We start from the raw sequence: 19,409 nt of genomic DNA on the forward strand, positions 1-19,409 counted from the left end.
TACAAGCTTCCGGGAGAATCTCTTTGCTCAAACCGCGTCTCAGCCGCTTCACAGCATGGATCCTCGTCGTCGCCCTCTTCCTGGCGGGTCTTGCGCTAGAGCCGCAGTCGCCTGGTCAGTGGATGCTCCTCGTCATCCCCGGGCTGCTCAGCCTCCTTGGTCTGTGGGATGTGTTCCAGACCCGCCATGCGGTGCTGCGCAACTATCCCGTGATCGGCCATGTCCGTTGGATCGTAGAACTGGTCCGTCCGGAAATCCGGCAGTATCTGCTGGAGGAAGAAGACAAGCCGGTGCCCTTCTCCCGGGCTCAGCGTTCGCTCGTCTATCGCCGCGCCAAGGGTGTCTCGTCCGATCATCCCTTCGGCACCCTCCTTGATCCCTATGCGCGCGACTATGAGTTCATCCAGCATTCGATGCTGCCGGCCGTGCCGGCCGATCCCCGGACCTTGCGTATCACGATCGGAAACGACCAGTGCGCCCAGCCCTATTCGGCCAGCATCTTCAACATCTCGGCGATGAGCTTCGGATCGCTGTCGGCCAACGCCATTCGCGCACTGAACAAAGGCGCCGCGCTCGGCGGCTTCTATCATGACACCGGCGAAGGCAGCATCAGCCCCTATCACCGCGAGTTCGGCGGCGACATTGTCTGGGAGATCGCCAGCGGCTATTTCGGTTGCCGGACCGCCGACGGGCGCTTTGATCCCGACCGGTTCGCCGCCCAGGCAGCCGACCCCCAGATCAAGATGATCGAGATCAAGCTCAGCCAGGGCGCCAAGCCGGGCCATGGCGGCATCCTGCCAGCCAGGAAGGTCACCCCGGAAATCGCGCAGACGCGCGGAATTCCTCCTGAGCAGGACTGCATATCGCCATCCCGGCATTCCGCCTTTTCGACGCCGCGCGAGATGATGGCCTTCATCGACCAGCTGCGGCGGCTGTCCGGCGGCAAGCCTGTGGGCTTCAAGCTGTGCATCGGGCTGCCCTGGGAATTCATGGCGATCGTCAAGGCCATGCTGGAGACCGGGACGGTTCCTGATTTCATCGTCGTCGACGGCGGCGAAGGCGGCACGGGCGCGGCGCCGGTCGAGTTCAGCGACCATATCGGTCTACCGATGCGCGAGGGCCTGCTTTTCGTGCACAATGTGCTCGAGGGGGCTGGTCTTCGCGAGCGGGTCAAGATCGGCGTTGCGGGCCGACTGATCAGCGCCTTCGACCTCGCCGCCGTCTTGGCCATTGGCGCTGACTGGGCCAATTCGGCGCGGGGCTTCATGTTTGCGCTTGGATGTATCCAGTCGATGAACTGCCACACGAACCGTTGCCCCACCGGCGTTGCCACACAGGATCCGGCGCGCCAGCGCGGCCTCGTCGTCCCCGACAAGGCGGAGCGTGTCCGCCGTTTTCACGCCAGGACCGTACATGCCCTTGCCGACATGCTTGCCGCGGCAGGTCTTGGCCATCCGGACGATCTGCGCCCGCATCATGTGGCGCACCGGATCAGTTCGACCAGGGTACGGCACTTCGACCAGGCCCACACCTATCTCAAACCCGGCGAACTCCTCGGCGGGGCGTGCCCGCACCACTTCTATCGGGAAAACTGGGCCCGCGCGCAGAGCGCCAGCTTCGCGCCGCTGATCCGTCCCATAGCCTGGGAAACCCCGACCGTGACCATGCCGGGCTGACGGCCTTTCCTTGCAGCACAGCCGCATGATCTAGACGTCGGGTTCGGGCTCGACATCAGGCGCGATATCCCTGTTCGAGACGGCGTCGCCGAGCGGATCGTCGCCCGGTTGGGTTGACCAATGGGCGTCGCCGCGTTCCGGGGCCTTGTCATCAAATTCCCGTAATTTTTCAGCGACCACGCAAAGCGCGTCACCGGGAGATCTGGCGCAAATGGGCGGCTCCATTACGGATCGCCCCGCTTGTGCCATTCGGCGAGAGCCGGATAGCTCGCCCTGATATTACAGGAGGCGTGTCATCGCGCCGAGTGCCGTCCCGGCGCAGGATGGAGATCTGTCGCCTACGGCCGCGCGATCGACCAACCCGCTCAAAGGGCCTTGGCGTCGGGCAGATTGATACGTCCACGACCGACTCCTGGCATGTAGTTGGTCATGCATAGGATTTGCGGCGAAAACGGCAAGGTGCCCCATGGCCGTCCTGGGCTGCTTCGCGCAACCCGCTTGCCCGGCACTGGTGAAATGTCGGTTTCATCCAGTTGCCACGCCAGGATCGGCCGCGCGTCCACCAGTCCGCGGTCGAGCGGTCTTGCCGTTCTCACGTCGGTCTACGACAGGCTCGCAGCGTTTCGCCAGAGGCGTGCATATATGTTCAATAAGGCCCAGGCGTGCGGCTCTTCCCAAGCCCGGGAAGCATTATGCATGCCCTCAGTCCCTCACCGGTATCTTCCAGGACAAGCGTTCCGCCATGGCTCTCGGCGATCGCCTTCGTGATTGCGAGGCCAAGGCCGCTGCCACCCGTTTCCCGGTTGCGCGACTCCTCCATCCGGTAGAATGGGCGCATCACGCGCTCGATCTGGCCGGCGGGAATGCCTGGCCCCCTGTCCGTCACCTCGATGCGCAGCATGTCGCCGGCGGCCGCGACCGTCACCGTTGCGCTGCCGCCATATTTGATCGCATTATCGATCAGATTCTGCACGGCGCGCTTCAACTGGCTGGGCTGCACTGGGAGGACATGACGCACGGCCGGGCTCCATGCGACATTTTCGCCAAGATCCTGATATTCTTCGACCGCCGTCTCGATAAGGGCGGTGACGTCAGCAGGCCGCAGGGGCTCGCGCTGCCGTCCCGACGTCGCGAGCGACAATATGTCTTCAAGCGTCGCCGTAATTTCCCCGATCTTGGAGATCGCCGCCTCGCGCTCGTCGGCCGGCTCCATGTTTTCGAGCCGGATACGCAGCGAGGCCAGGGGTGTGCGCAGGTCGTGGCCGATGGCGCCGAGCATCCCGTCCTTCTCGTCAAGCAACGCCACGAGCCGCTGGTTCATGTCGTTGAAGGCCGCAATGGCTTCGCGCAGATCGTCCGGGCCGCTCGGCTCGACCCTGAGGGGCGCCGTCCGGCCCCGAAACTGGCGCGCGGCCATGGCAAGGTTGTGCAGGGGCCGCGCCAGACGGCGCGCAACGGCAATGGTGACGCCCAGTACCACGAGGTAGAGAAGCAGCGTCGCGGCTGCCAGGCGCGTGACGAGGCCAGGATCGCGTCGCGGCGCGGGAAGTGTGCCCGCGAGCCATTGGCCATCGGGGAGCCTCGCCGCCAGCGACACGGCATAGCGCGCCGGCCCGTCAGCGCGCCTTCGCTGCGAGGGCTGCGGATGCGCGGCGCTTGCGCGGACCTCTTGCGCGTTCGCGCCGAGATTGCGCAAATCCTCGGCAAGTCTCGCCTCGACCGCATTGCTCCGGTCGCCTTCGGCGATGCCGCTGTCGGCGCGCAGCGCGAAGCGCGCGCCGCGGTGAGACAGGTCTGCCGCAAGCGCCTTGCGGAAAATATCCTCGGCTGCGGACATGTCGGCGAAGGCGCCGGCAAAGCGCGTGATCGCCGGTCCGTCATTCTGCGCTAGGGCAAGCTTTTCGCGCTCGTTGAGGATGAGACCGAAATTCGCGAGCTGCGCGACCGCCAGCGCAGCTCCGAGAAGGAAGGCCATCCGCCCGACAAGGCTGCGCGGCAGCAGCCTCATATCCGGCGCACCTCAGCCGCCAGCGTATAGCCACCGCCACGCACCGTCTTGATCAGCCTGGGATCGGCGGCATCTGCCTCGATCTTGCGGCGAAGACGGCTGATATGATTGTCGATGCTGCGCTCGAACGCGGCCAGTTCGCGGCCCTGCGTCAGGTCAAGCAGTTGATCGCGGGTCAGCACGCGGCGGGGATGCGTCACGAACGCAAGGAGCAGGTTATACTCGCCTGTGGACAGCGCGACAGAAACGCCTTCGGCATCGACAAGCTCGCGCTCACCGGTCCTGAGAACCCATTGGCCAAATGCATAGCCGGAAGCATCGGGCGCGTGGACCAGGGCTGCCTGCTCGCTCGTCCGACGCAGCACAGCCTTGATCCGGGCGAGCAGTTCGCGGGGATTGAAGGGTTTTGACACATAATCGTCCGCGCCGATCTCCAGACCTACGATACGATCGACGTCTTCGGTCTTGGCCGTGACCAGGATGAGCGGGATGTTCGACGTCGAGCGGATGAAGGAGGCGAGGGAAAGGCCGTCCTCGCCGGGCATCATGATGTCGAGCAGGATCAGGTCGATCGCATGGACCGCCAGAATGTCCCGGGCTTGCGCCGCATTCGCCGCGGTCGTCGTTCTGAGGCCGTTCTTGCCGAGGTAGGATGCCAGCGGATCGCGAATGTCACGCTCGTCATCGACAACGAGGATGTGGGGATTGCTACTCATGTCAGCGCCTTCCATCGCAGAAGAAGCCCCCGGGGCGAAAGACCCCGGGAGCAAATTCGTTGGATCAAGGGTCTTTTAGTGGAAGGCGCCCGCCAGGACAGAGGCGATGATCCCACTGGTGATCCCGATCAGGACCGCGTCGTTGCCGGACTGCACCCAGCGATAGCCGCGGGGCGCTTCGCGCAGATGATACTGACGATAGTTTGTGACCACCCGATAATTGCGGGCCTGGCGATAATCGAACCGTTCGCCCTTTTTCCAGTGCGCGCGGTACTGGGCCGGACGGATCGCGCGGTGATTCTGGACCACGCGGTGATTCTGGATGACGCGGCCATGGCCGCCATTGTGCTGGAAAGGTGCAGCCATGGCTGGGGTGGCGGCGATCGAGGCGGCCAGGGCGGCGATGATGAACTTCTTCATGAGGAACTTCTCCGTATCACGCCGTCTGCGGCGTTGATTGGAAGATGCAGCCTGTGTGTCGCATGGATTTGCCCGGTTCGATGCTATTATGTCCCGGTTTGTATCAGCCGGCCGGGACGCCATTTGGATCCAGACGCGTAAGCCCCTGGAGCCGCTGCCTCGGCGCCGGACGCGGCGGTGAGCGAACGCGCGGCTTTCGTGCAGCTGCGCAAAGGCGTACAGGCTCTCCGGCGCAGTGCTCTACCCGATCGGCCCGATATGCTTCGCATGCCTGCCCGGCATCGGCTCGGATCGCGGATCGCACCTTGAGCGATAGAGCGTCCCTGGCCACAGACTGTTCCCGATCGCTTCGTGGAGACGCGCGAACCTGGTTTCGGCTTCCCGCCGGCCCCGGCGCGGCATTCCGCCTGCGCCGTCATTCCTGACGCAATCGAGACGTTGCTTCATCAGCACGAAGCGAGGCGCAGCTTGTCTTTCTGCAAACTTCCGATTAGATTTTAATCGATCTGATAGCAGGGGATGAAATGGCAACTGAGACGAAGGTTCTGACGGCGCATGTGCCACTTTCGCTTGCGGAAAAGGTCGAGGCAATGGCTTCCCGGCTGGAACGCTCGCGCGGCTGGGTGATGAAGCAGGCGCTCGCCGCCTGGGTCGATCAGGAGGAAGAGCGCCATCGGATGACGCTCGAAGCGCTGGCGGACGTCGACGCGGGCCGGGTTATCGATCATCAAAGCATTCAGTCATGGGCGGACAGCCTCAGCACAGACAAGCCGCTGCCGCCGCCGGCAAAATGAAGATACAGTGGACCGGCAAGGCGTCGTCGGACCTGGTGCGCCTTCATGAGCATCTGCGCCCGGTAGCGCCGGAAGCTGCGGCACGAGTCGTTCAGCAGCTTGCCCGGGCGCCGGACCGGCTGCTCGACTACCCGCGGATCGGAGAGAAGCTGGAAGCCTATGAACCGCGCGAGGTGCGGCGGATCATCGTCGGTCATCACGAGCTTCGCTACGAGATTGCGGACGCCATCATCTTCATTCTGCGCCTGTGGCACTGCCGCGAGAATCGCAGCTTCGATTCCGATGACTGAGCCATGGCCGCTGGAAGAACGGCTTTGGCCTGAGGCGACCCCTGCTATCGGTCGTCGCGTCCACCCCATCCGCTACACCTGAGCGGCCGTTTGCGTTGCGCCCGAACGCCCGCGCGGCAGCAGAACGGCATGGCGGCTTTCAACCTTTCAGCAGGAAAGGAATTTCAACGACGCCGCGCACGCGTACCGGTTCTCCGCCCTGGATCACGGGATTCCAGCGCCAGCGCCGCACCGCATCGAGCGCGGCGTCATCAAGCCTCGCAAATCCGCTCGAGCGGCTTATGGCGACGGTCTCGACCGAACCGTCAAGGGCGAGGGTGAGCATGAGAAGGACGGTGCCTTGCTCCCTCTTGCGCCGACTCTCCAGCGGATAGCGGGGCGGCTTTCCCGCAATCATCTTTGCGCCAAGATCACCATCCTGGACGAAGCTGGACGGCGCGGGCGTCGTTACGCTGGCGATGGACGGAACGGAAAAGCTTGCAGGCGCGGGAGATAGCGTCTGGTCTGGCGGCGCTGGCGCCACAAGCTGCGGCAAGGCCCGGGGTATCTCGATGAGAGGTGGCGGAGCCATGATTTGAGGATGCGAAGGCCCAGGTGGCGGCGCCTCTGCCGGCGGGGGAGGCTGTGGCGTGAGATTGATGACCGATAGTCGTTCCGCCTTGCGCGGATGACCGTGATGCCGCGCCTGCATGATCACGAATATCAGCGCGGCATGGACGGCGATAATGAGCGCGATGGCGGGCAGGCTCGCGCGGCGATCCGCCCCGTAGCGCGCTGCGGCCATGTCAGGCGCCGGCATGCTGCCGACAGGTCGGACGTGCCCAGGCCGGGGCACACGAACCGGCCCGGTCCGTTCGATATCATGTGCGATCGCGAGCATCGCCAAGTCCCTTATCCTATATCCGCCCGGCCGCGCTCTTCCAGGGAGCGCGAATGGATAATCACACCACTAATGCGAATCAAGAGCAGTTATTGCCTCGATTCAGGCCGGATCTCGCTTTTTTCTGCTCATGAAGGATCGTCGGGCAGAAATAGGGGCCTGGATAAGGAAGCGGTATGCCTCGGGCGTGTTCGAGACCAGATCAGGGAGCCAGGACCGCCCTTGCCGGGCAGGACTGGGGACGAAGGCGCGCGAGGCGCTTTTCTCACGCCTTCCAGTGGGTCGGCGACTGGACCTGTTCGTGTCCTCTCGCGGCGACCAGAAAGGATGGAGATACCGCTTTGGGTCTGAATTTCAGCTTGCGGTCGCACGAGCCCATTGAATCCAGGACGAGCCGGTAATCCGCAAGAGCCTGCATCCGTCCTGCCTCACTTTGTGACACATTGGCGTCAGGAGGTGGAACCGGTGGAAGCGAGCACGCCAGGCGATACCATGGCAGCGTGTCGCGCGCGGGAGGCTCGATGGCATCGGCGATGAGTTCGGAAAAGGAAATGTTCCACTCGGGTGGGAGGCCAGGGTGGTGCCGGACGGTGATCGAGGCATAGGATCCGTCCTGGGTACTGAGGAAAATCTGCGTTCTCCCCTCCCCCAGCAAGGCGCCTGGCACGTGCAGCAAGGAACGCACACCTGTAATCCTGGGCGGTCCATCGGGCGAAACGGCCGCTCGCAACAGGCTGCGCAACTGGAGTTCGCGTGCGTTGCTCCAGCGCAATTGCGCGGTGGGGGTGACGAGTTGCAGCTCTCCAGGCCTGCCGTCCACGCCGCGGGCGAAGATAAAGACCTCCTCCCCCTCCAGATCGTCGGCCTTGCCTCGCCAATCCAGCGGAAGATCGACCAGATACCGCACGGAACGGCCAAGGGGCTTGCGGCCCGCGAGCAGGGTCTTTGCCTGCGCCTCGACGTAGAAGCGTGTATAGCCGGGAAGAGCGGCTTGCGCGCGCTGCGGGTCGATCGGGATCTGCGTTTCGATCCGCACCAGCGCAATCATCCCCGCCGAGAAGGAAAGATCCGCCAAATCCGCGTAAGTCGGGGATCGCTCGAACAGGGTTTGTGCGTGAAGGGCCGAAGGCTGGGAAACCCATGAGGCTGCCAACAGACCCGCGACAAGCATTCGCGAAGTGAGCGGCATATGGCATTCTCCTGTCGTTCCCGGGGTCGGCCGGTCCGGCCGGCCGCGCGTCACCACCGGCAAATTAACGGACATATCAATCTGTTGGCAACCCGGTCTCGACCGGCGCGGCTGTCAGTCGAGTGGGGAGACGGGGGCCCTGGCTGCATCATGCCGGTCAATCATGCGTCGACAGGAGCCTTCCGTGTTTCGCGCAGGATCTTAGCCCAGGGGTTCAGGTCGGGCTCGGCAATCTTCGTGAGGATATTGGTATCACGATGCAGGAATGGCGTGTCGCGGCCGCGCACCAGCAGGCTCGTCTCGGACACATAGGTCCACGAACCATCGGCGTTGAAATCGACCTCTATCCTGTAGGAGTCGGTGCGGAATGCGAGTTCGAGAAAGGTGGTCGAGCAGATGCCATATTCCGTCTGGCCACGCTCCGCCGTCAAGCTCAGCCGGGTCGCGTCCGGCGCGGCATGACCTGCGGCGATGGCGACCTGGCCGCGCGGGATCGCCACGGTCTGCAGAATAAGGCCGGTGGCCGGCTCCCAAAGCCAATATCCAACCTGATCATGGAAGGCGATCTGGTCTTCCGGTGTGTTGATATGAACATGATAACGCAAACCATAGAAGAGTTGCGGCCCATTGGTCTGCGCATCAATCGGCTGCATTTCGATGCGTTCATAATAGGCCCGCTGCTCGGGCCCGTCCGCCTTGGGATTGAGGTCGACGCCCCGATGCCCTTCCCAGATGCCTGCCAGGCGGCGCAGCGGCCCAAGGTTGGCCAGCGTGTCCGAAACCGCGTCGGCTTCAGTGAAGATGTCATCCGGTATGTCCATGGATGTTTCCCCTTGACTATATTATCCCGCCGCCTCGGCCTCGACACCTGCCACGATTGGGCTGTTGGCCGTACGCGCCTATGGCCAGTGTGACCTGGAAGCTCCTGGCGGCCGCAATTTTTCCGGGATCAGCCGGTCAAGCCGACTGCACACCACCATCGACAAGTAACCGACATATCAATCCTCTGGCAACCTTCCGTCCACCGGCGTCCTGGCGAAGGAACCCGTTACCGGCACCGGAGGCGCGGGGCAGAGCGCGACCGTCAAAGGAGCGATGATGCTATGGGTGAGCCTTGTGTTCGGGACTGCTCTCGAAGCGGCGGGAAAGGCCGTGATAGAGGCGCTCCTTGCTGATCAGTTGAGCGGCGAAGTCGGCGATGAGCGCGGTCGCCAGAAGCGGCATCATCAGGCCGCGGCTCGCCGTCGTTTCCGAAATGATGATGACAGCCGTGAGCGGCGCCCGCACGACGCCCGTGAAATAGGCGACCATCCCCAGCAGGACGATCGCCCCGGCAGGATAGGCCGGGAACATGCTGCGGAGCACGTCGCCGATCCCCGCTCCTACGGACAGGGACGGCGCGAAAATACCTCCCGGGATCCCGGAAACCGCAGTGGCGAGTGTCGCCGCGAACTTCGCCGCCCCGAACCATATCGGCACGTCTGAGCCTGCGATGACAGCATGAGCGGTCTGATAGCCGGTCCCCCAGGTGAGGCCTGTGGCGGCGCCCAGGAGCGCCACTACCAGTCCGCATCCTGCCGCGAACCGCACCGGTCTTTCCCGCATCCAGCGTATCGGCGTCCTTGTCGAGCGTCCCATGCCCAGCATGAAGCGCGAGAAACAGGCTCCCGCCAGGCCGCCAATCACGCCGGCGACCGGAGCGGCCACAAGCGCCTCATGGACATTGAGCGTCTGCCGCATGACGCCAAAATAGACATAGTCGCCGGCAAGACCCAAACTCACCATGCCCGCGATGAGTACAGCGGCCATCACCAGCAGGGCCATGCGCTGCTCATAGGCCGCCGCAAGCTCCTCGATGGCAAAGGCCACCCCGGCCAGAGGCGTATTGAACGCGGCGGCCACGCCTGCCGCGCCGCCCGCTATATAGACCGATGCCCGCAACGGAACCGACATCAGCCGATGCGCATAGGCCATGATCGTTGCAGAAATCTGGACGGTCGGACCCTCGCGCCCGACCGAGGCTCCCAGCAGCAGCCCCGCAATAGTCATGACCAGCTTCACGATGGCGGTCCGTGCCGAAACCAGCCGGTTGAGCCCATGTTCGGGATCACGAGAGGCGGCCATCACTTGTGGAATGCCCGACCCCCTTGCCGCAGGCGCAAGCTTGCGGGTTGTCCAGACGATAGCGGCAAAGCCCAATGGCGTCAGCAACAGATGTGCGGCCGGCCACCGCCTTGCCAGACCGACAAACATTTCGCTCGCCTCGTCCGCCAGACGCGCGAACAGCAAGGCGGCAAGGCCGGTGAGGACGGCGCCGCCCAAAATGGCGATGCGGCGGCGCCAAATCAGGGCCTCCGGGCCATGCCGCCGCAATAATATCCGCAAATGACGCAATGAAAGGCTGGTTCCTGGCATCGTTGTCCTTCGGCTGGTGCGCCGCCGAGCATTTCGGTCAGGCAGATGATGGGCGCATGCGCGTTAACGGGCATGCGCCCGTTGCTGGAACAGCGCGCGGGCGCCGTCCATCCCCGTGCCCGGTTGCCCGCCCCCTTCTGTGGGTTCCGCGCTCGTGTCGCATGGAGCCTGCCGCTCCATCTCGGCATTGATCAGGCCGCCAATCAATACGGCATAGGCGGAAACGAAGAGCCACATGAGGAGCACGACCACGGCGCCGAGCGAACCGTAGGTAGCATCGTAATTGGCGAACCGGCTTGCATAAAGTCCAAAGCCGAGCGTCGCTGCGAGCCAGAGCAATGTTGCAAGACAGGAGCCAAGACTGAACCATTGCCATCGGGCATCGGGCCTATCGGGCGCGAACCGGTACATGCCGCCGATGGCGAAGCTGCACAGGGATGCGGCGACAAGCCAGGTCAGCGCCTGCACAGCCGTCGCGCCAGCTGGCCCTATCCCTGCAACCAGCCCTTTGGCGAAGCTGAGCATCGAAGCGGCCGCAAGGCCGATGATGCCCACGAAGACCGCTGCACCGGCAAGCGCACTCGCAAGAAAGGTGTTTTTCAGGAACGACCGCCGGTCCTCCCGCTCATAGATTATGTTGAGCGATCCGATCATGGCGCCCGAGGCTCGGGACGCGCCGAAGATCGAGACCAGCAGCGCGACCAGCAGTCCAATTCCCTTCTTTTCCTGGGCGCTCGTCGTAAGCTGCGTGAGCTGCTCCTGGATGAGCCGGGCGGCGTCGGCGGGCACGACGTCGAGAATGGTGCGCATATGCCTGGCGACCGTCGCGGGATCGGCAGCGAGGCCGTAGATCATGATGACCGCCGCCAGAAGCGGCACGAACGACAGGAAGACGTAGAAGGCGACACCGGCCGAGAGCAGCCCGAGATTGTGCCGTCCGTTGTTCACCCAGACGCGTTTGACGATCGCCTTCCACGCCACCGCCTGCATTGGTCCCGATGTCCCGGGGGCAGCGCCTCTGTGCGCCGCGCGTCCCTGTTCTGACATAGACATGTCCACTTCAGTTCATGGTGGGAACGGGGAGAAGGGCGAGGCCCCTTCTCCTGCGAAGGTTGCCCTCAGGAAGGTTCGGACCGGTCGATAAGACCGCTGTCTAGCAACGGGGCGGCATCGATATTCTGCGCATCCATCAGCATCGCCAACCGTTCGACGGCCGCAAGAATCATGGCCTGTTCCCATTGCGGCAGCTTTGCGAAGCGCTCGGTGAACGTGGTCTGCAGCAGGTCAGGCGCCTCCGCCAGAGCCTCGAGGCCCGGCGGCAGGGGCCGCAGAATGAACTGGCGCTTGTCCTTTTCGCTGCGCTGCCGCTGCACAAAGCCGAGTTGCTGAAGCCGGTCGACGATCGCGGTGATCGTGGCCTGACTGAATTTAAGGGCGGTGGCAATCGCGCTTGGGGTCGCCGAATCGCGCGCCCCGATCTCGCGCAGGACAAGCCATTGCGAAGGCGTGAGGCCGGTCGTCGCGGCCAGCCGGCGGCTGCCGATTTCAGTGGCGCGCAGGACCCGGCGGAGGGCCCGAAGGGTGAGGACGGCAACTTCTGAACTCATGATGGAAACATAGGGAAAATGGCCTTTCCTGGCCAATCCCATCCTTTGCAAACCAAAGCAATTGATAAACTCCTTCATCGGCCAAAGGACCACTTCGTGCGCCAAAGGGTTGAAAATCGAGTCTAATGCGGTATCTTCCGCCTCAAGCCAAGAGAGGGGCGCCTGAAATACGAAGATTATACTTCGGGAGATGAATTATCTTTGAGACACGGTCCGACGCGGCTTCATCGCCGCAGCGGAAGCGCGCGCGCCATCGCGATGGCGCGATAGCGGAGATCCGGCTGCGTCTTCCCACAGCGGTTGACGGGCCCTTAGTCACGAAACTTGTTGCAAGCTGTCCTCCGCTCGACGTCAATTCCGCCTACTGCAACCTTTTGCAGTGCACGCATTTTGCGCAGAGCTGCATCATCGCGGAAAAAGCCGGCCAGGTGATCGGCTGGGTGTCGGGCTATCGACCGCCGTCCGAGCCAGAGAGTTTTTTCGTCTGGCAGGTCGCTGTCGCGCCCGCAGCGAGGGGGCAGGGACTGGCCGGACACATGATCGAGGCCTTGCTCGCGCGCCCGTCATCTGCAGAAGTCACCCATCTCATCACCACGGTGACGAATGATAATCAGGCATCTTGGGCTCTTTTCGAGGGGCTCGCGAACAGATGGCGCACCAGGCTCGAGAGGAGCCCACTCTTCCACCAGCAAACGCATTTCGCCGGCGCGCATGCCACCGAATGGCTGGCGCGCATCGGCCCGCTCCCGCGCTGACCGCGCGGCCATCCCTCAAGGAGAATTGGCGACATGATCACCACCCTTCCCCGGCCCACGGGCCGCAAACCCGATACCGCCATCTATGAGCGGCGCGAATCCGCCGTCCGCAGCTATGCGCGCGTCATGCCCCGGCAATTCAATCGCGCCGAGAATGTGTGGATGCACGATAATCAGGGTGGCCGTTATCTCGATTTCCTGTCCGGATGCTCCACGCTGAACTATGGCCACAACCATCCAGTGCTCAAGCAGGCGCTGCTCGACTATATCGCGGCCGACGGGATCGCGCATGGCCTCGACCTGCACACCGACGCCAAGGCGGAATTTCTGGAAACGCTGGAAAGCCTGATCCTCAAACCCCGCCGCCTCGACTATCGCGCGATGTTCACCGGGCCGACCGGCACCAATGCGGTGGAGGCCGCAATCAAGCTCGCGCGCAAGGTGACGGGCCGCGAACTGGTGATCGCCTTCACCAACGGCTTTCATGGCATGACGCTGGGCGCGCTTGCCTGCACCGGCAATGCGGCCAAGCGCGGCGGCGCGGGCGTACCGCTCGCCCATGTCGCGCATGAACCTTATGACGGCTATCACGGACCGGAGGTAGACACCGCCGAGTTGCTGGAGCGGCGACTTTCCGATCCTTCGAGCGGCCTCGACGCCCCCGCCGCCATACTGGTGGAGACCGTGCAGGGCGAAGGCGGCCTCAACGCGGCATCACCCGAATGGCTGCGCAGGATCAACGCCATAGCCAAGCGGCACGGCGCATTGATGATCGTGGACGACATTCAGGCGGGTTGCGGCCGCACGGGAAGCTTTTTCAGCTTCGAGGGCATGGGCTTCACCCCCGATATCGTCACCATGGCCAAGTCACTGTCGGGCATGGGCCTGCCCTTCGCGCTCACGCTGTTCCGGCCTGAACTGGATCAATGGGCGCCGGGGGAACATAACGGCACTTTCCGCGGCAATAACCATGCCTTCGTCACCGCCAGCGCGGCGCTGCGCCATTTCTGGAGCGACCGGCGATTTGAGCAGGACATCGCTCGTCGCGGCGCACTCGTTGCGCGACGGCTGGAGGCGATGGCGGCGCAGCATGGCCTGTCCACCCGCGGCCGGGGCATGATGCGCGGCATCGATGTTGGGTCGGGCGATATCGCCGCCGCCGTCACCACCGCCTGCTTCGAGCGGGGCCTTATCATCGAAACCAGCGGAGCGCATGACGAAATCGTCAAGATCCTTGCCCCCCTCGTCATAGACGACGCCCAGCTTTCGGCCGGCATCGACATATTGGAAACGTGCATAGCCGAAGCATTGGGCGCTCCCTACGGCGTGGCGGCGGAATAAAGGAGATATCATGATCGTTCGCAAACTGCAGGACATCCGTAAATCGGACCGAAATGTGAAGTCGCAACAGTGGGAAAGCGCGCGCTTGCTGCTGAAGGACGACAATATGGGCTTTTCCTTCCACATCACGACCATGTATGCGGGTGAGGAAATCCACATGCATTACCAGAACCATCTGGAAGCGGTGCTGGTGCTGAAGGGAAATGGCACCATCGAGGATCTGGGCACGGGCATCACGCACCAGCTTGCGTCGGGTGTCATGTATGCGCTCAACGCGCATGACAGGCACATTGTGCGCCCCACGACCGACATCCTGTGCGCCTGCGTATTCAACCCGCCGGTCACCGGCAGGGAAGTACATGACGAGAACGGCACTTACCCGGCCGAAGCCGACATGATCCGCGCGTCTGCACTGAGTAATTGACCGAAGATGAAAGGGGGCAGTCCCTTGCAAGACATCTACCCATCCCGCCATGCCAAGATGGCGGAGTTTCTGCCGCGCCTCGATCCAGTCGTTCATAGCGCGTGGAGCAAGGACGCGCCAATCGGCAGGGACGAGGCCGCGCAGTTCGAGCGCGACGGCTATCTGGTACTGGAAAATCTGTTTTCCAGCGAGGAGATCGCATTCCTTCAGAGCGAGGCGGGCCAGCTTTTGTCGGACCCGGACGCGCTGGAGGATGAAACGGTGATCAGCGAACCGGGCAGCCGCGAAATCCGTTCGATCTTCCGCATTCACGCGCAAAGCCCGGTCATCGCGAGACTGGCCGCCGACAACAGGCTGGCGAGCGTCGCACGGTTTCTGTTGGGTGACGAGGTCTACATCCACCAGTCGCGCCTCAACTACAAGCCCGGCTTCCAGGGCAAGGAGTTCTACTGGCACAGCGATTTCGAGACCTGGCATGTCGAGGATGGGATGCCGCGCATGCGGGCCCTGTCCATGTCGGTATTGCTGGCGGAAAACATGGCCCATAACGGGCCGCTGATGCTGATCCCCGGATCGCATCGCAGCTTCCTGACCTGCGTCGGGCAAACGCCCGAGGATCATTACCGCATGTCGCTCAAACGGCAGGAATATGGCGTGCCGGACGAGGACAGCCTGGCCGAACTGGCGCACAGGCATGGCATCGTCGCGCCGACGGGCCAGCCAGGGTCGGTCGTGATTTTTGACTGCAACATCATGCACGGATCGAACGGCAATATCACTCCCTTCCCCCGGGCCAACGCCTTTCTGGTCTATAATGCCCTCAGCAACCGGCTCTGTGCACCTTTCGGGGTCGAAAAGCCGCGTCCGGAATTCATCGCAGCGCGAGGCGAGCTGCAGCCGATCGTGCCGGTATCAGGCTCTATGACCGAAAGGACGGGCATGCCAGGCCAGGCCGCTTAAGACATAATGTTCTTGGCCATCAAACCCGTCCGCAGCATTTTGCTGTCCATCTTCATGCTGATGGCGGGCAGCGGCTTTCTGGCGACGCTGATCAGCCTGCGGCTGAATCGGGCCGGCAGCGGCACGATGACGATCGGCATCGTCGCCACCGCTTATTTCGGCGGGCTGATCATCGGGTCGCTGCGCGCGGGAGGCGTGGTCCGGAGGGTGGGACACATCCGCGCCTTCGCTGCCTTCGTCGCGCTGCTGTCGGCGAGTACCCTGTCCTATGTGCTGCTGTCGCATCCGCTGTTCTGGATGCTGCTGCGGCTGGTCGACGGGATGTGCGTCGCGGGCGTGTTCGTGTGCCTTGAAAGCTGGCTTAACGACCGGGCGGAGCCGCAAATGCGCGGCAGCGTGCTGGCCGCCTATATGGTGGCGCTCTACTCCGGCCAGGCTATCGGCCAATTGCTGCTGGGGGCAAGCGGCGCCCTGCCGGCCATTCCATTCCAGCTTGCCTCCATCCTCATTTCGCTGGCGATCATCCCGCTGTGCCTCACGCGCAGTGCCGCACCTGCGCCAGTGGAGGCCAGCGCCTTTTCGATCCGGTCGCTGCTGGCGGCCTCGCCGCTCGGCGCCTGGGGCGCTGTCGCGACGGGCCTGATGCTGGGCGCATTTTATGGGCTGGCGGCCGTGCATGTGAGACGGCTGGGTCTGGATCTGCCCGAAACCGCCAGGTTCATGATGTTCGTCATCCTGGGCGGCGTGGCGCTGCAATGGCCTTTGGGCCGGCTGTCGGATCGACATGACCGCAGGCAGGTGATCATCGGCAGCTTCGCGGCGGCGGCGCTGGTCAGCATGGCGCTGTCGCTCGGCCAGGATGGCCTGTGGCTGACGGGCCTCGGCGCGCTGTTCGGGGGATTGAGCTTCGCGCTCTATCCGCTGTGCGTGGCCCATTGCAACGACCGGCTGCTGGAGACCGAGCGCGTGGCGGCAAGCGGACGGCTGGTGCTTCTCTATTCCCTCGGCGCAGCGCTCGGGCCGCTGCTGGCAGCCGGCGCCATGACCGCCTTTGGAACCGGCGGGTTGTTTCTCTTCATCGCGCTGTGCGCCGGGCTCGCCATGACCGTCGGCTTGTGGCGCCAGCGCGCGTCCGAGCCGGTGCCGGTTAGATATCAGCAGGATTTCCAGGTCCTGCCCCGCACCACGCCCATGGCTTCGCTGCTCGATCCCAACAGCGCAGACGAGACGCTGACCCAAGGACAGACGACATGACCGCGATTTCCAGTCACAGGACGGTAGCCGCCTCCCCCACGACGGCGGGCGACGTCACGTTGCGCCGCGCCATCGCCGCGTCGGCCATGGGCAATGCGACCGAATGGTTCGACTATGGCATCTATGCCTATGGGGTCACCTATATTTCCGCAGCGCTCTTCCCGGGCCCCACGGACGAGGCCGTGCTGTTTGCACTGGCGACCTTCGCGATTTCCTTCCTGGTCCGGCCGCTGGGCGGGCTGTTCTGGGGGCCGCTGGGCGACCGCCTCGGACGCAAGTCGGTCCTGGCGCTCACCATATTGCTGATGTCCGGGGCAACGCTGTGCGTGGGGCTGATCCCGGATCATGCGAGCATCGGCCTATGGGCGCCGGCGCTGCTCATCGCGCTGCGCATGGTGCAGGGCTTTTCGACCGGCGGGGAGTATGGCGGCGCCGCGACCTTCATGGCGGAATATGCGCCCGACGACCGGCGCGGCTTCTACGGCAGCTTTCTGGAGTTCGGGACGCTGGCGGGCTTTTCGCTCGGCGCAGCGCTGATGCTGGGTTTCTCTCTGATGCTGGGAGATACGGCGATGCACGCCTGGGGTTGGCGAATTCCTTTCCTGGTGGCGGCCCCCATGGGACTGGTCGGCATGTATCTGCGCTCGAAGATGGAAGACACGCCGGTCTTCCGCGCGGCCGCGGCGCTGCATGATAGCGGCCCGCCCCCCTCACCCGGCCTGCCGTTGCTGGTGCGGCGGCACTGGCGGCCCATGCTGGTCGTCGGCGGGCTGGTCGTGGCGCTCAACGTCGTCAACTATACGCTGCTCAGCTATATGCCGACCTATCTGCAAAGGCGGATCGGCCTCACAAGCGATCAGGCGCTGATCGTACCGATCATCGGCATGCTGCTGATGATGGCGGCCCTGCCCTTTGCCGGGGCTCTGTCCGACCGGGTTGGGCGGCGAACGATGTGGCGGATGTCGCTTGTCGGCCTGCTGGTCGCGGTCGTGCCGCTCTACATGCTGATGGCGACCGGCCTGATCGGCGCGATCACAGGATTCCTGTTGCTTGGCCTGCTTTATGTGCCGCAGCTTGCGACCATTTCGGCGACCTTCCCTGCATTGTTCCCGACACAGGTGCGCTTCGCGGGCTTCGCCATCGCCTACAATGTTTCCACGAGCATCTTCGGCGGGACCGCGCCGGCGATCGGCAGCGGCCTCATTGGCCTGACCGGCGACGAGCTGATGCCGGCCTATTATATGATCCTGGCCTGCATCGTCGGCTTGCTCGCGCTGCGCTTCATGCCCGAGACGGCGGGCCACTCGCTGCAAGACGATCCTTTCCAGGAGAAGCAGGCTTGATCACCAATCTTCCGGTTTCCAACGACAGCATTTCGACGCTGACCCGCGGCTATGTCACCGAACCATGGATGCAGGGCGGCCTCGCATTCCTGCTGCTGATCCTGTTCGCCTGGGGCGCGAACTGGGTCGCCAAGCGGATCGTGCTGCGGCTTTTGCTACGCCTCCTTGGACAGCTGCCCTTTCATGTCGAGGCCAAGCATATCGGCGCGATCGTGGCACGGCTGTCGAACATCGTGCCCGCACTTATTATTCAAGGCGGCATCGGGGCAGTGCCGCACCTGCCCGTTGAGGCGGCAACATTCGTGCGCAGCCTTTGCACGGCATTCATCGTCCTGACCATCGCCGTCGCCCTCAATGGCTTCCTCGCGCTGCTCAACGATCTCTATCAGCGCCGCCCGGACGCCGCCCACCGGCCGATCAAGGGCTATGTGCAACTGGGCAAGCTGCTTGTCTACGCTGCGGCCGCGATCCTGATCATCGCAGCGCTCATGGACCAGTCGCCGCTCCTGTTGCTGTCTGGCCTTGGCGCCATGGCCGCAGTGCTGATGCTGGTATTCAAGGATACCATATTGTCGCTGGTCGCGTCGGTACAGATCGGGTCGAACGACATGATGCGCGTGGGCGACTGGATCGAGATGCCGCAGTTCAACGCCAATGGAGACGTCATCGACATCGCTCTGCACACGGTCAAGGTCCAGAATTTCGACAAGACGATCACGACCATTCCCACGCACCGGCTGATTTCGGAGAGCTTCCGCAACTGGCGCGGCATGGCGGAGTCGGGTGGACGCCGCATCATGCGTTCACTGATGATCGACCAGGGCAGTGTCCGTTTTCTGGACGAGGACGACACGGACAGCATGGGCCGCTTCTCCGTGCTGCGGCCCTATCTGCAGTCCAAGCAGCGCGAAATCGAGCAGTGGAATGCCGAGCATGGAGCGCACGGCACGATCAATGGCAGGCGGCTGACCAACATCGGCACCTTCCGCGCCTATGTGCTGGCCTATCTGCAATCGCGCCGCGACATCGCACAGGACAAGACCTTGCTCGTGCGCCAGCTCGCTCCGAGCGAAAACGGCCTTCCGCTTGAAATCTACGCCTTTGCAAACAGCACGATATGGGCAGAATATGAGGGAGCCCAGGCGGATATCTTCGATCATCTGCTCGCGATCCTCCCGGAATTCGGGCTGCGACTGTTCCAGCGCCCCGCTGGCGCTGACCTGGCGGCAATGACAGCCGCGTAACTGTCGGGCCCACTGGCGGGAACCTGCATCGCACAGCCGGACGGCTCGTTCGCTCAAGGGTGAAATCAGCCTCGAACGGAACAGTATGGGTCC

General features: G+C 63.6%; 21 protein-coding genes. 10 read left to right on the forward strand and 11 right to left on the reverse strand.

The genetic code is table 11. The annotated features are described in order from the left end of the window. Window positions 1-23: 23 nt before the first annotated feature. On the forward strand, window positions 24-1,676 hold the full coding sequence (locus tag IZV00_RS19170) for an FMN-binding glutamate synthase family protein (protein WP_443020091.1): 1,653 nt from the start codon (window positions 24-26) through the stop codon (window positions 1,674-1,676). Window positions 1,677-1,706: 30 nt separating this feature from the next. On the opposite strand, the gene IZV00_RS19175 is transcribed toward IZV00_RS19170, so the two are convergent. The 5 genes from IZV00_RS19175 to IZV00_RS19195 all read right to left on the reverse strand — a co-directional run bounded on the left by IZV00_RS19175 (window position 1,707) and on the right by IZV00_RS19195 (window position 4,820). Continuing rightward, window positions 1,707-1,901, reverse strand: a complete 195-nt coding sequence (locus IZV00_RS19175) for a hypothetical protein (protein ID WP_044663551.1) — start codon at window positions 1,899-1,901, stop codon at window positions 1,707-1,709. A 140-nt stretch (window positions 1,902-2,041) separates the two neighbouring features. Next, window positions 2,042-2,272: a hypothetical protein gene (locus tag IZV00_RS19180; protein ID WP_196227685.1), complete on the reverse strand. Its 231-nt coding sequence runs from the start codon at window positions 2,270-2,272 to the stop codon at window positions 2,042-2,044. A gap of 50 nt (window positions 2,273-2,322) precedes the next feature. Further along, window positions 2,323-3,684, reverse strand: a complete 1,362-nt coding sequence (locus tag IZV00_RS19185) for a sensor histidine kinase (RefSeq protein WP_099185631.1) — start codon at window positions 3,682-3,684, stop codon at window positions 2,323-2,325. Then, window positions 3,681-4,400, reverse strand: coding sequence for a response regulator (locus tag IZV00_RS19190; protein ID WP_099185964.1), 720 nt, complete (start codon window positions 4,398-4,400; stop codon window positions 3,681-3,683). The genes IZV00_RS19185 and IZV00_RS19190 overlap by 4 nt, the downstream gene beginning before the upstream one ends. Before the next feature lie 75 nt (window positions 4,401-4,475). Further along, entirely contained in the window at window positions 4,476-4,820 is a 345-nt protein-coding gene (locus IZV00_RS19195) for an RcnB family protein (protein WP_044663548.1), read from the reverse strand. Window positions 4,821-5,344: 524 nt separating this feature from the next. Here IZV00_RS19195 and IZV00_RS19200 point away from each other — a divergent pair. Both IZV00_RS19200 and IZV00_RS19205 read left to right on the forward strand, forming a co-directional pair. Continuing rightward, entirely contained in the window at window positions 5,345-5,614 is a 270-nt protein-coding gene (locus tag IZV00_RS19200; RefSeq protein WP_044663547.1) for a CopG family ribbon-helix-helix protein, read from the forward strand. Then, window positions 5,611-5,904 carry a type II toxin-antitoxin system RelE/ParE family toxin gene (locus IZV00_RS19205; protein WP_044663546.1) on the forward strand — a complete coding sequence of 98 codons (294 nt, stop codon included), beginning with the start codon at window positions 5,611-5,613 and terminating at the stop codon, window positions 5,902-5,904. Before IZV00_RS19200 ends, IZV00_RS19205 begins: the two co-directional genes overlap by 4 nt. A gap of 139 nt (window positions 5,905-6,043) precedes the next feature. Here the strand turns inward: IZV00_RS19205 and IZV00_RS19210 are convergent, their stop codons facing one another. From IZV00_RS19210 to IZV00_RS19235, 6 genes are all read right to left on the reverse strand, one after another. Beyond that, a complete protein-coding gene (locus IZV00_RS19210; protein WP_230463519.1) occupies window positions 6,044-6,688 on the reverse strand; it encodes an energy transducer TonB in 645 nt (214 codons plus the stop codon). A gap of 361 nt (window positions 6,689-7,049) precedes the next feature. Continuing rightward, on the reverse strand, window positions 7,050-8,030 hold the full coding sequence (locus IZV00_RS19215) for a hypothetical protein (RefSeq protein WP_230463528.1): 981 nt from the start codon (window positions 8,028-8,030) through the stop codon (window positions 7,050-7,052). Between the two features lie 104 nt (window positions 8,031-8,134). Continuing rightward, a complete protein-coding gene (locus tag IZV00_RS19220) occupies window positions 8,135-8,794 on the reverse strand; it encodes an FABP family protein (RefSeq protein WP_048574816.1) in 660 nt (219 codons plus the stop codon). Window positions 8,795-9,074: 280 nt separating this feature from the next. Then, complete coding sequence (locus IZV00_RS19225) at window positions 9,075-10,388, reverse strand: chloride channel protein (protein WP_196227687.1); 1,314 nt, start codon at window positions 10,386-10,388, stop codon at window positions 9,075-9,077. 63 nt (window positions 10,389-10,451) lie between these two features. Next, a complete protein-coding gene (locus IZV00_RS19230) occupies window positions 10,452-11,441 on the reverse strand; it encodes a YihY/virulence factor BrkB family protein (RefSeq protein WP_230463520.1) in 990 nt (329 codons plus the stop codon). A 65-nt stretch (window positions 11,442-11,506) separates the two neighbouring features. Next, complete coding sequence (locus tag IZV00_RS19235; protein ID WP_196227688.1) at window positions 11,507-11,995, reverse strand: MarR family winged helix-turn-helix transcriptional regulator; 489 nt, start codon at window positions 11,993-11,995, stop codon at window positions 11,507-11,509. A 275-nt stretch (window positions 11,996-12,270) separates the two neighbouring features. On the opposite strand from IZV00_RS19235, the gene ectA reads away from it, so the two are divergent. Genes ectA through IZV00_RS19270 form a run of 7 tightly spaced genes read left to right on the forward strand, consistent with a single transcriptional unit; the run spans window position 12,271 to window position 19,316 of the window. Continuing rightward, entirely contained in the window at window positions 12,271-12,750 is a 480-nt protein-coding gene (gene ectA / locus IZV00_RS19240) for a diaminobutyrate acetyltransferase (protein WP_196227709.1), read from the forward strand. Window positions 12,751-12,783: 33 nt separating this feature from the next. Next, the gene (gene ectB / locus IZV00_RS19245) at window positions 12,784-14,091 is read left to right on the forward strand and encodes a diaminobutyrate--2-oxoglutarate transaminase (RefSeq protein ID WP_196227689.1); all 1,308 of its coding nucleotides are present in this window, start codon (window positions 12,784-12,786) and stop codon (window positions 14,089-14,091) included. A gap of 10 nt (window positions 14,092-14,101) precedes the next feature. After that, window positions 14,102-14,515 (forward strand): ectoine synthase, encoded by a 414-nt coding sequence (locus IZV00_RS19250; protein ID WP_044663540.1) that lies wholly within the window; start codon window positions 14,102-14,104, stop codon window positions 14,513-14,515. A gap of 24 nt (window positions 14,516-14,539) precedes the next feature. Further along, entirely contained in the window at window positions 14,540-15,475 is a 936-nt protein-coding gene (gene thpD / locus IZV00_RS19255) for an ectoine hydroxylase (RefSeq protein WP_044663618.1), read from the forward strand. Window positions 15,476-15,481: 6 nt separating this feature from the next. Then, window positions 15,482-16,729: an MFS transporter gene (locus tag IZV00_RS19260; protein WP_044663539.1), complete on the forward strand. Its 1,248-nt coding sequence runs from the start codon at window positions 15,482-15,484 to the stop codon at window positions 16,727-16,729. Further along, complete coding sequence (locus IZV00_RS19265) at window positions 16,726-18,072, forward strand: MFS transporter (protein ID WP_044663538.1); 1,347 nt, start codon at window positions 16,726-16,728, stop codon at window positions 18,070-18,072. The genes IZV00_RS19260 and IZV00_RS19265 overlap by 4 nt, the downstream gene beginning before the upstream one ends. Further along, on the forward strand, window positions 18,069-19,316 hold the full coding sequence (locus tag IZV00_RS19270; protein ID WP_044663537.1) for a mechanosensitive ion channel family protein: 1,248 nt from the start codon (window positions 18,069-18,071) through the stop codon (window positions 19,314-19,316). Before IZV00_RS19265 ends, IZV00_RS19270 begins: the two co-directional genes overlap by 4 nt. Window positions 19,317-19,409 lie beyond the last annotated feature (93 nt).

The sequence above is a fragment of the Sphingobium sp. Cam5-1 genome (genome assembly GCF_015693305.1).
Classification (GTDB): Bacteria; Pseudomonadota; Alphaproteobacteria; order Sphingomonadales; family Sphingomonadaceae; genus Sphingobium.

Bases quoted from the DNA above. Each gene is read 5' to 3' on its own strand.
- IZV00_RS19200 (WP_044663547.1), top strand. From the start codon at position 5,345: ATGGCAACTGAGACGAAGGTTCTGACGGCGCATGTGCCACTTTCGCTT.
- IZV00_RS19175 (WP_044663551.1), bottom strand. From the start codon at position 1,901: ATGGAGCCGCCCATTTGCGCCAGATCTCCCGGTGACGCGCTTTGCGTG.
- IZV00_RS19210 (WP_230463519.1), bottom strand. From the start codon at position 6,688: ATGGCCGCAGCGCGCTACGGGGCGGATCGCCGCGCGAGCCTGCCCGCC.
- IZV00_RS19195 (WP_044663548.1), bottom strand. From the start codon at position 4,820: ATGAAGAAGTTCATCATCGCCGCCCTGGCCGCCTCGATCGCCGCCACC.
- IZV00_RS19190 (WP_099185964.1), bottom strand. From the start codon at position 4,400: ATGAGTAGCAATCCCCACATCCTCGTTGTCGATGACGAGCGTGACATT.
- IZV00_RS19220 (WP_048574816.1), bottom strand. From the start codon at position 8,794: ATGGACATACCGGATGACATCTTCACTGAAGCCGACGCGGTTTCGGAC.
- IZV00_RS19260 (WP_044663539.1), top strand. From the start codon at position 15,482: ATGTTCTTGGCCATCAAACCCGTCCGCAGCATTTTGCTGTCCATCTTC.
- ectB (WP_196227689.1), top strand. From the start codon at position 12,784: ATGATCACCACCCTTCCCCGGCCCACGGGCCGCAAACCCGATACCGCC.
- IZV00_RS19185 (WP_099185631.1), bottom strand. From the start codon at position 3,684: ATGAGGCTGCTGCCGCGCAGCCTTGTCGGGCGGATGGCCTTCCTTCTC.
- IZV00_RS19230 (WP_230463520.1), bottom strand. From the start codon at position 11,441: ATGTCTATGTCAGAACAGGGACGCGCGGCGCACAGAGGCGCTGCCCCC.
- IZV00_RS19205 (WP_044663546.1), top strand. From the start codon at position 5,611: ATGAAGATACAGTGGACCGGCAAGGCGTCGTCGGACCTGGTGCGCCTT.
- IZV00_RS19265 (WP_044663538.1), top strand. From the start codon at position 16,726: ATGACCGCGATTTCCAGTCACAGGACGGTAGCCGCCTCCCCCACGACG.
- IZV00_RS19235 (WP_196227688.1), bottom strand. From the start codon at position 11,995: ATGAGTTCAGAAGTTGCCGTCCTCACCCTTCGGGCCCTCCGCCGGGTC.
- IZV00_RS19250 (WP_044663540.1), top strand. From the start codon at position 14,102: ATGATCGTTCGCAAACTGCAGGACATCCGTAAATCGGACCGAAATGTG.
- IZV00_RS19225 (WP_196227687.1), bottom strand. From the start codon at position 10,388: ATGCCAGGAACCAGCCTTTCATTGCGTCATTTGCGGATATTATTGCGG.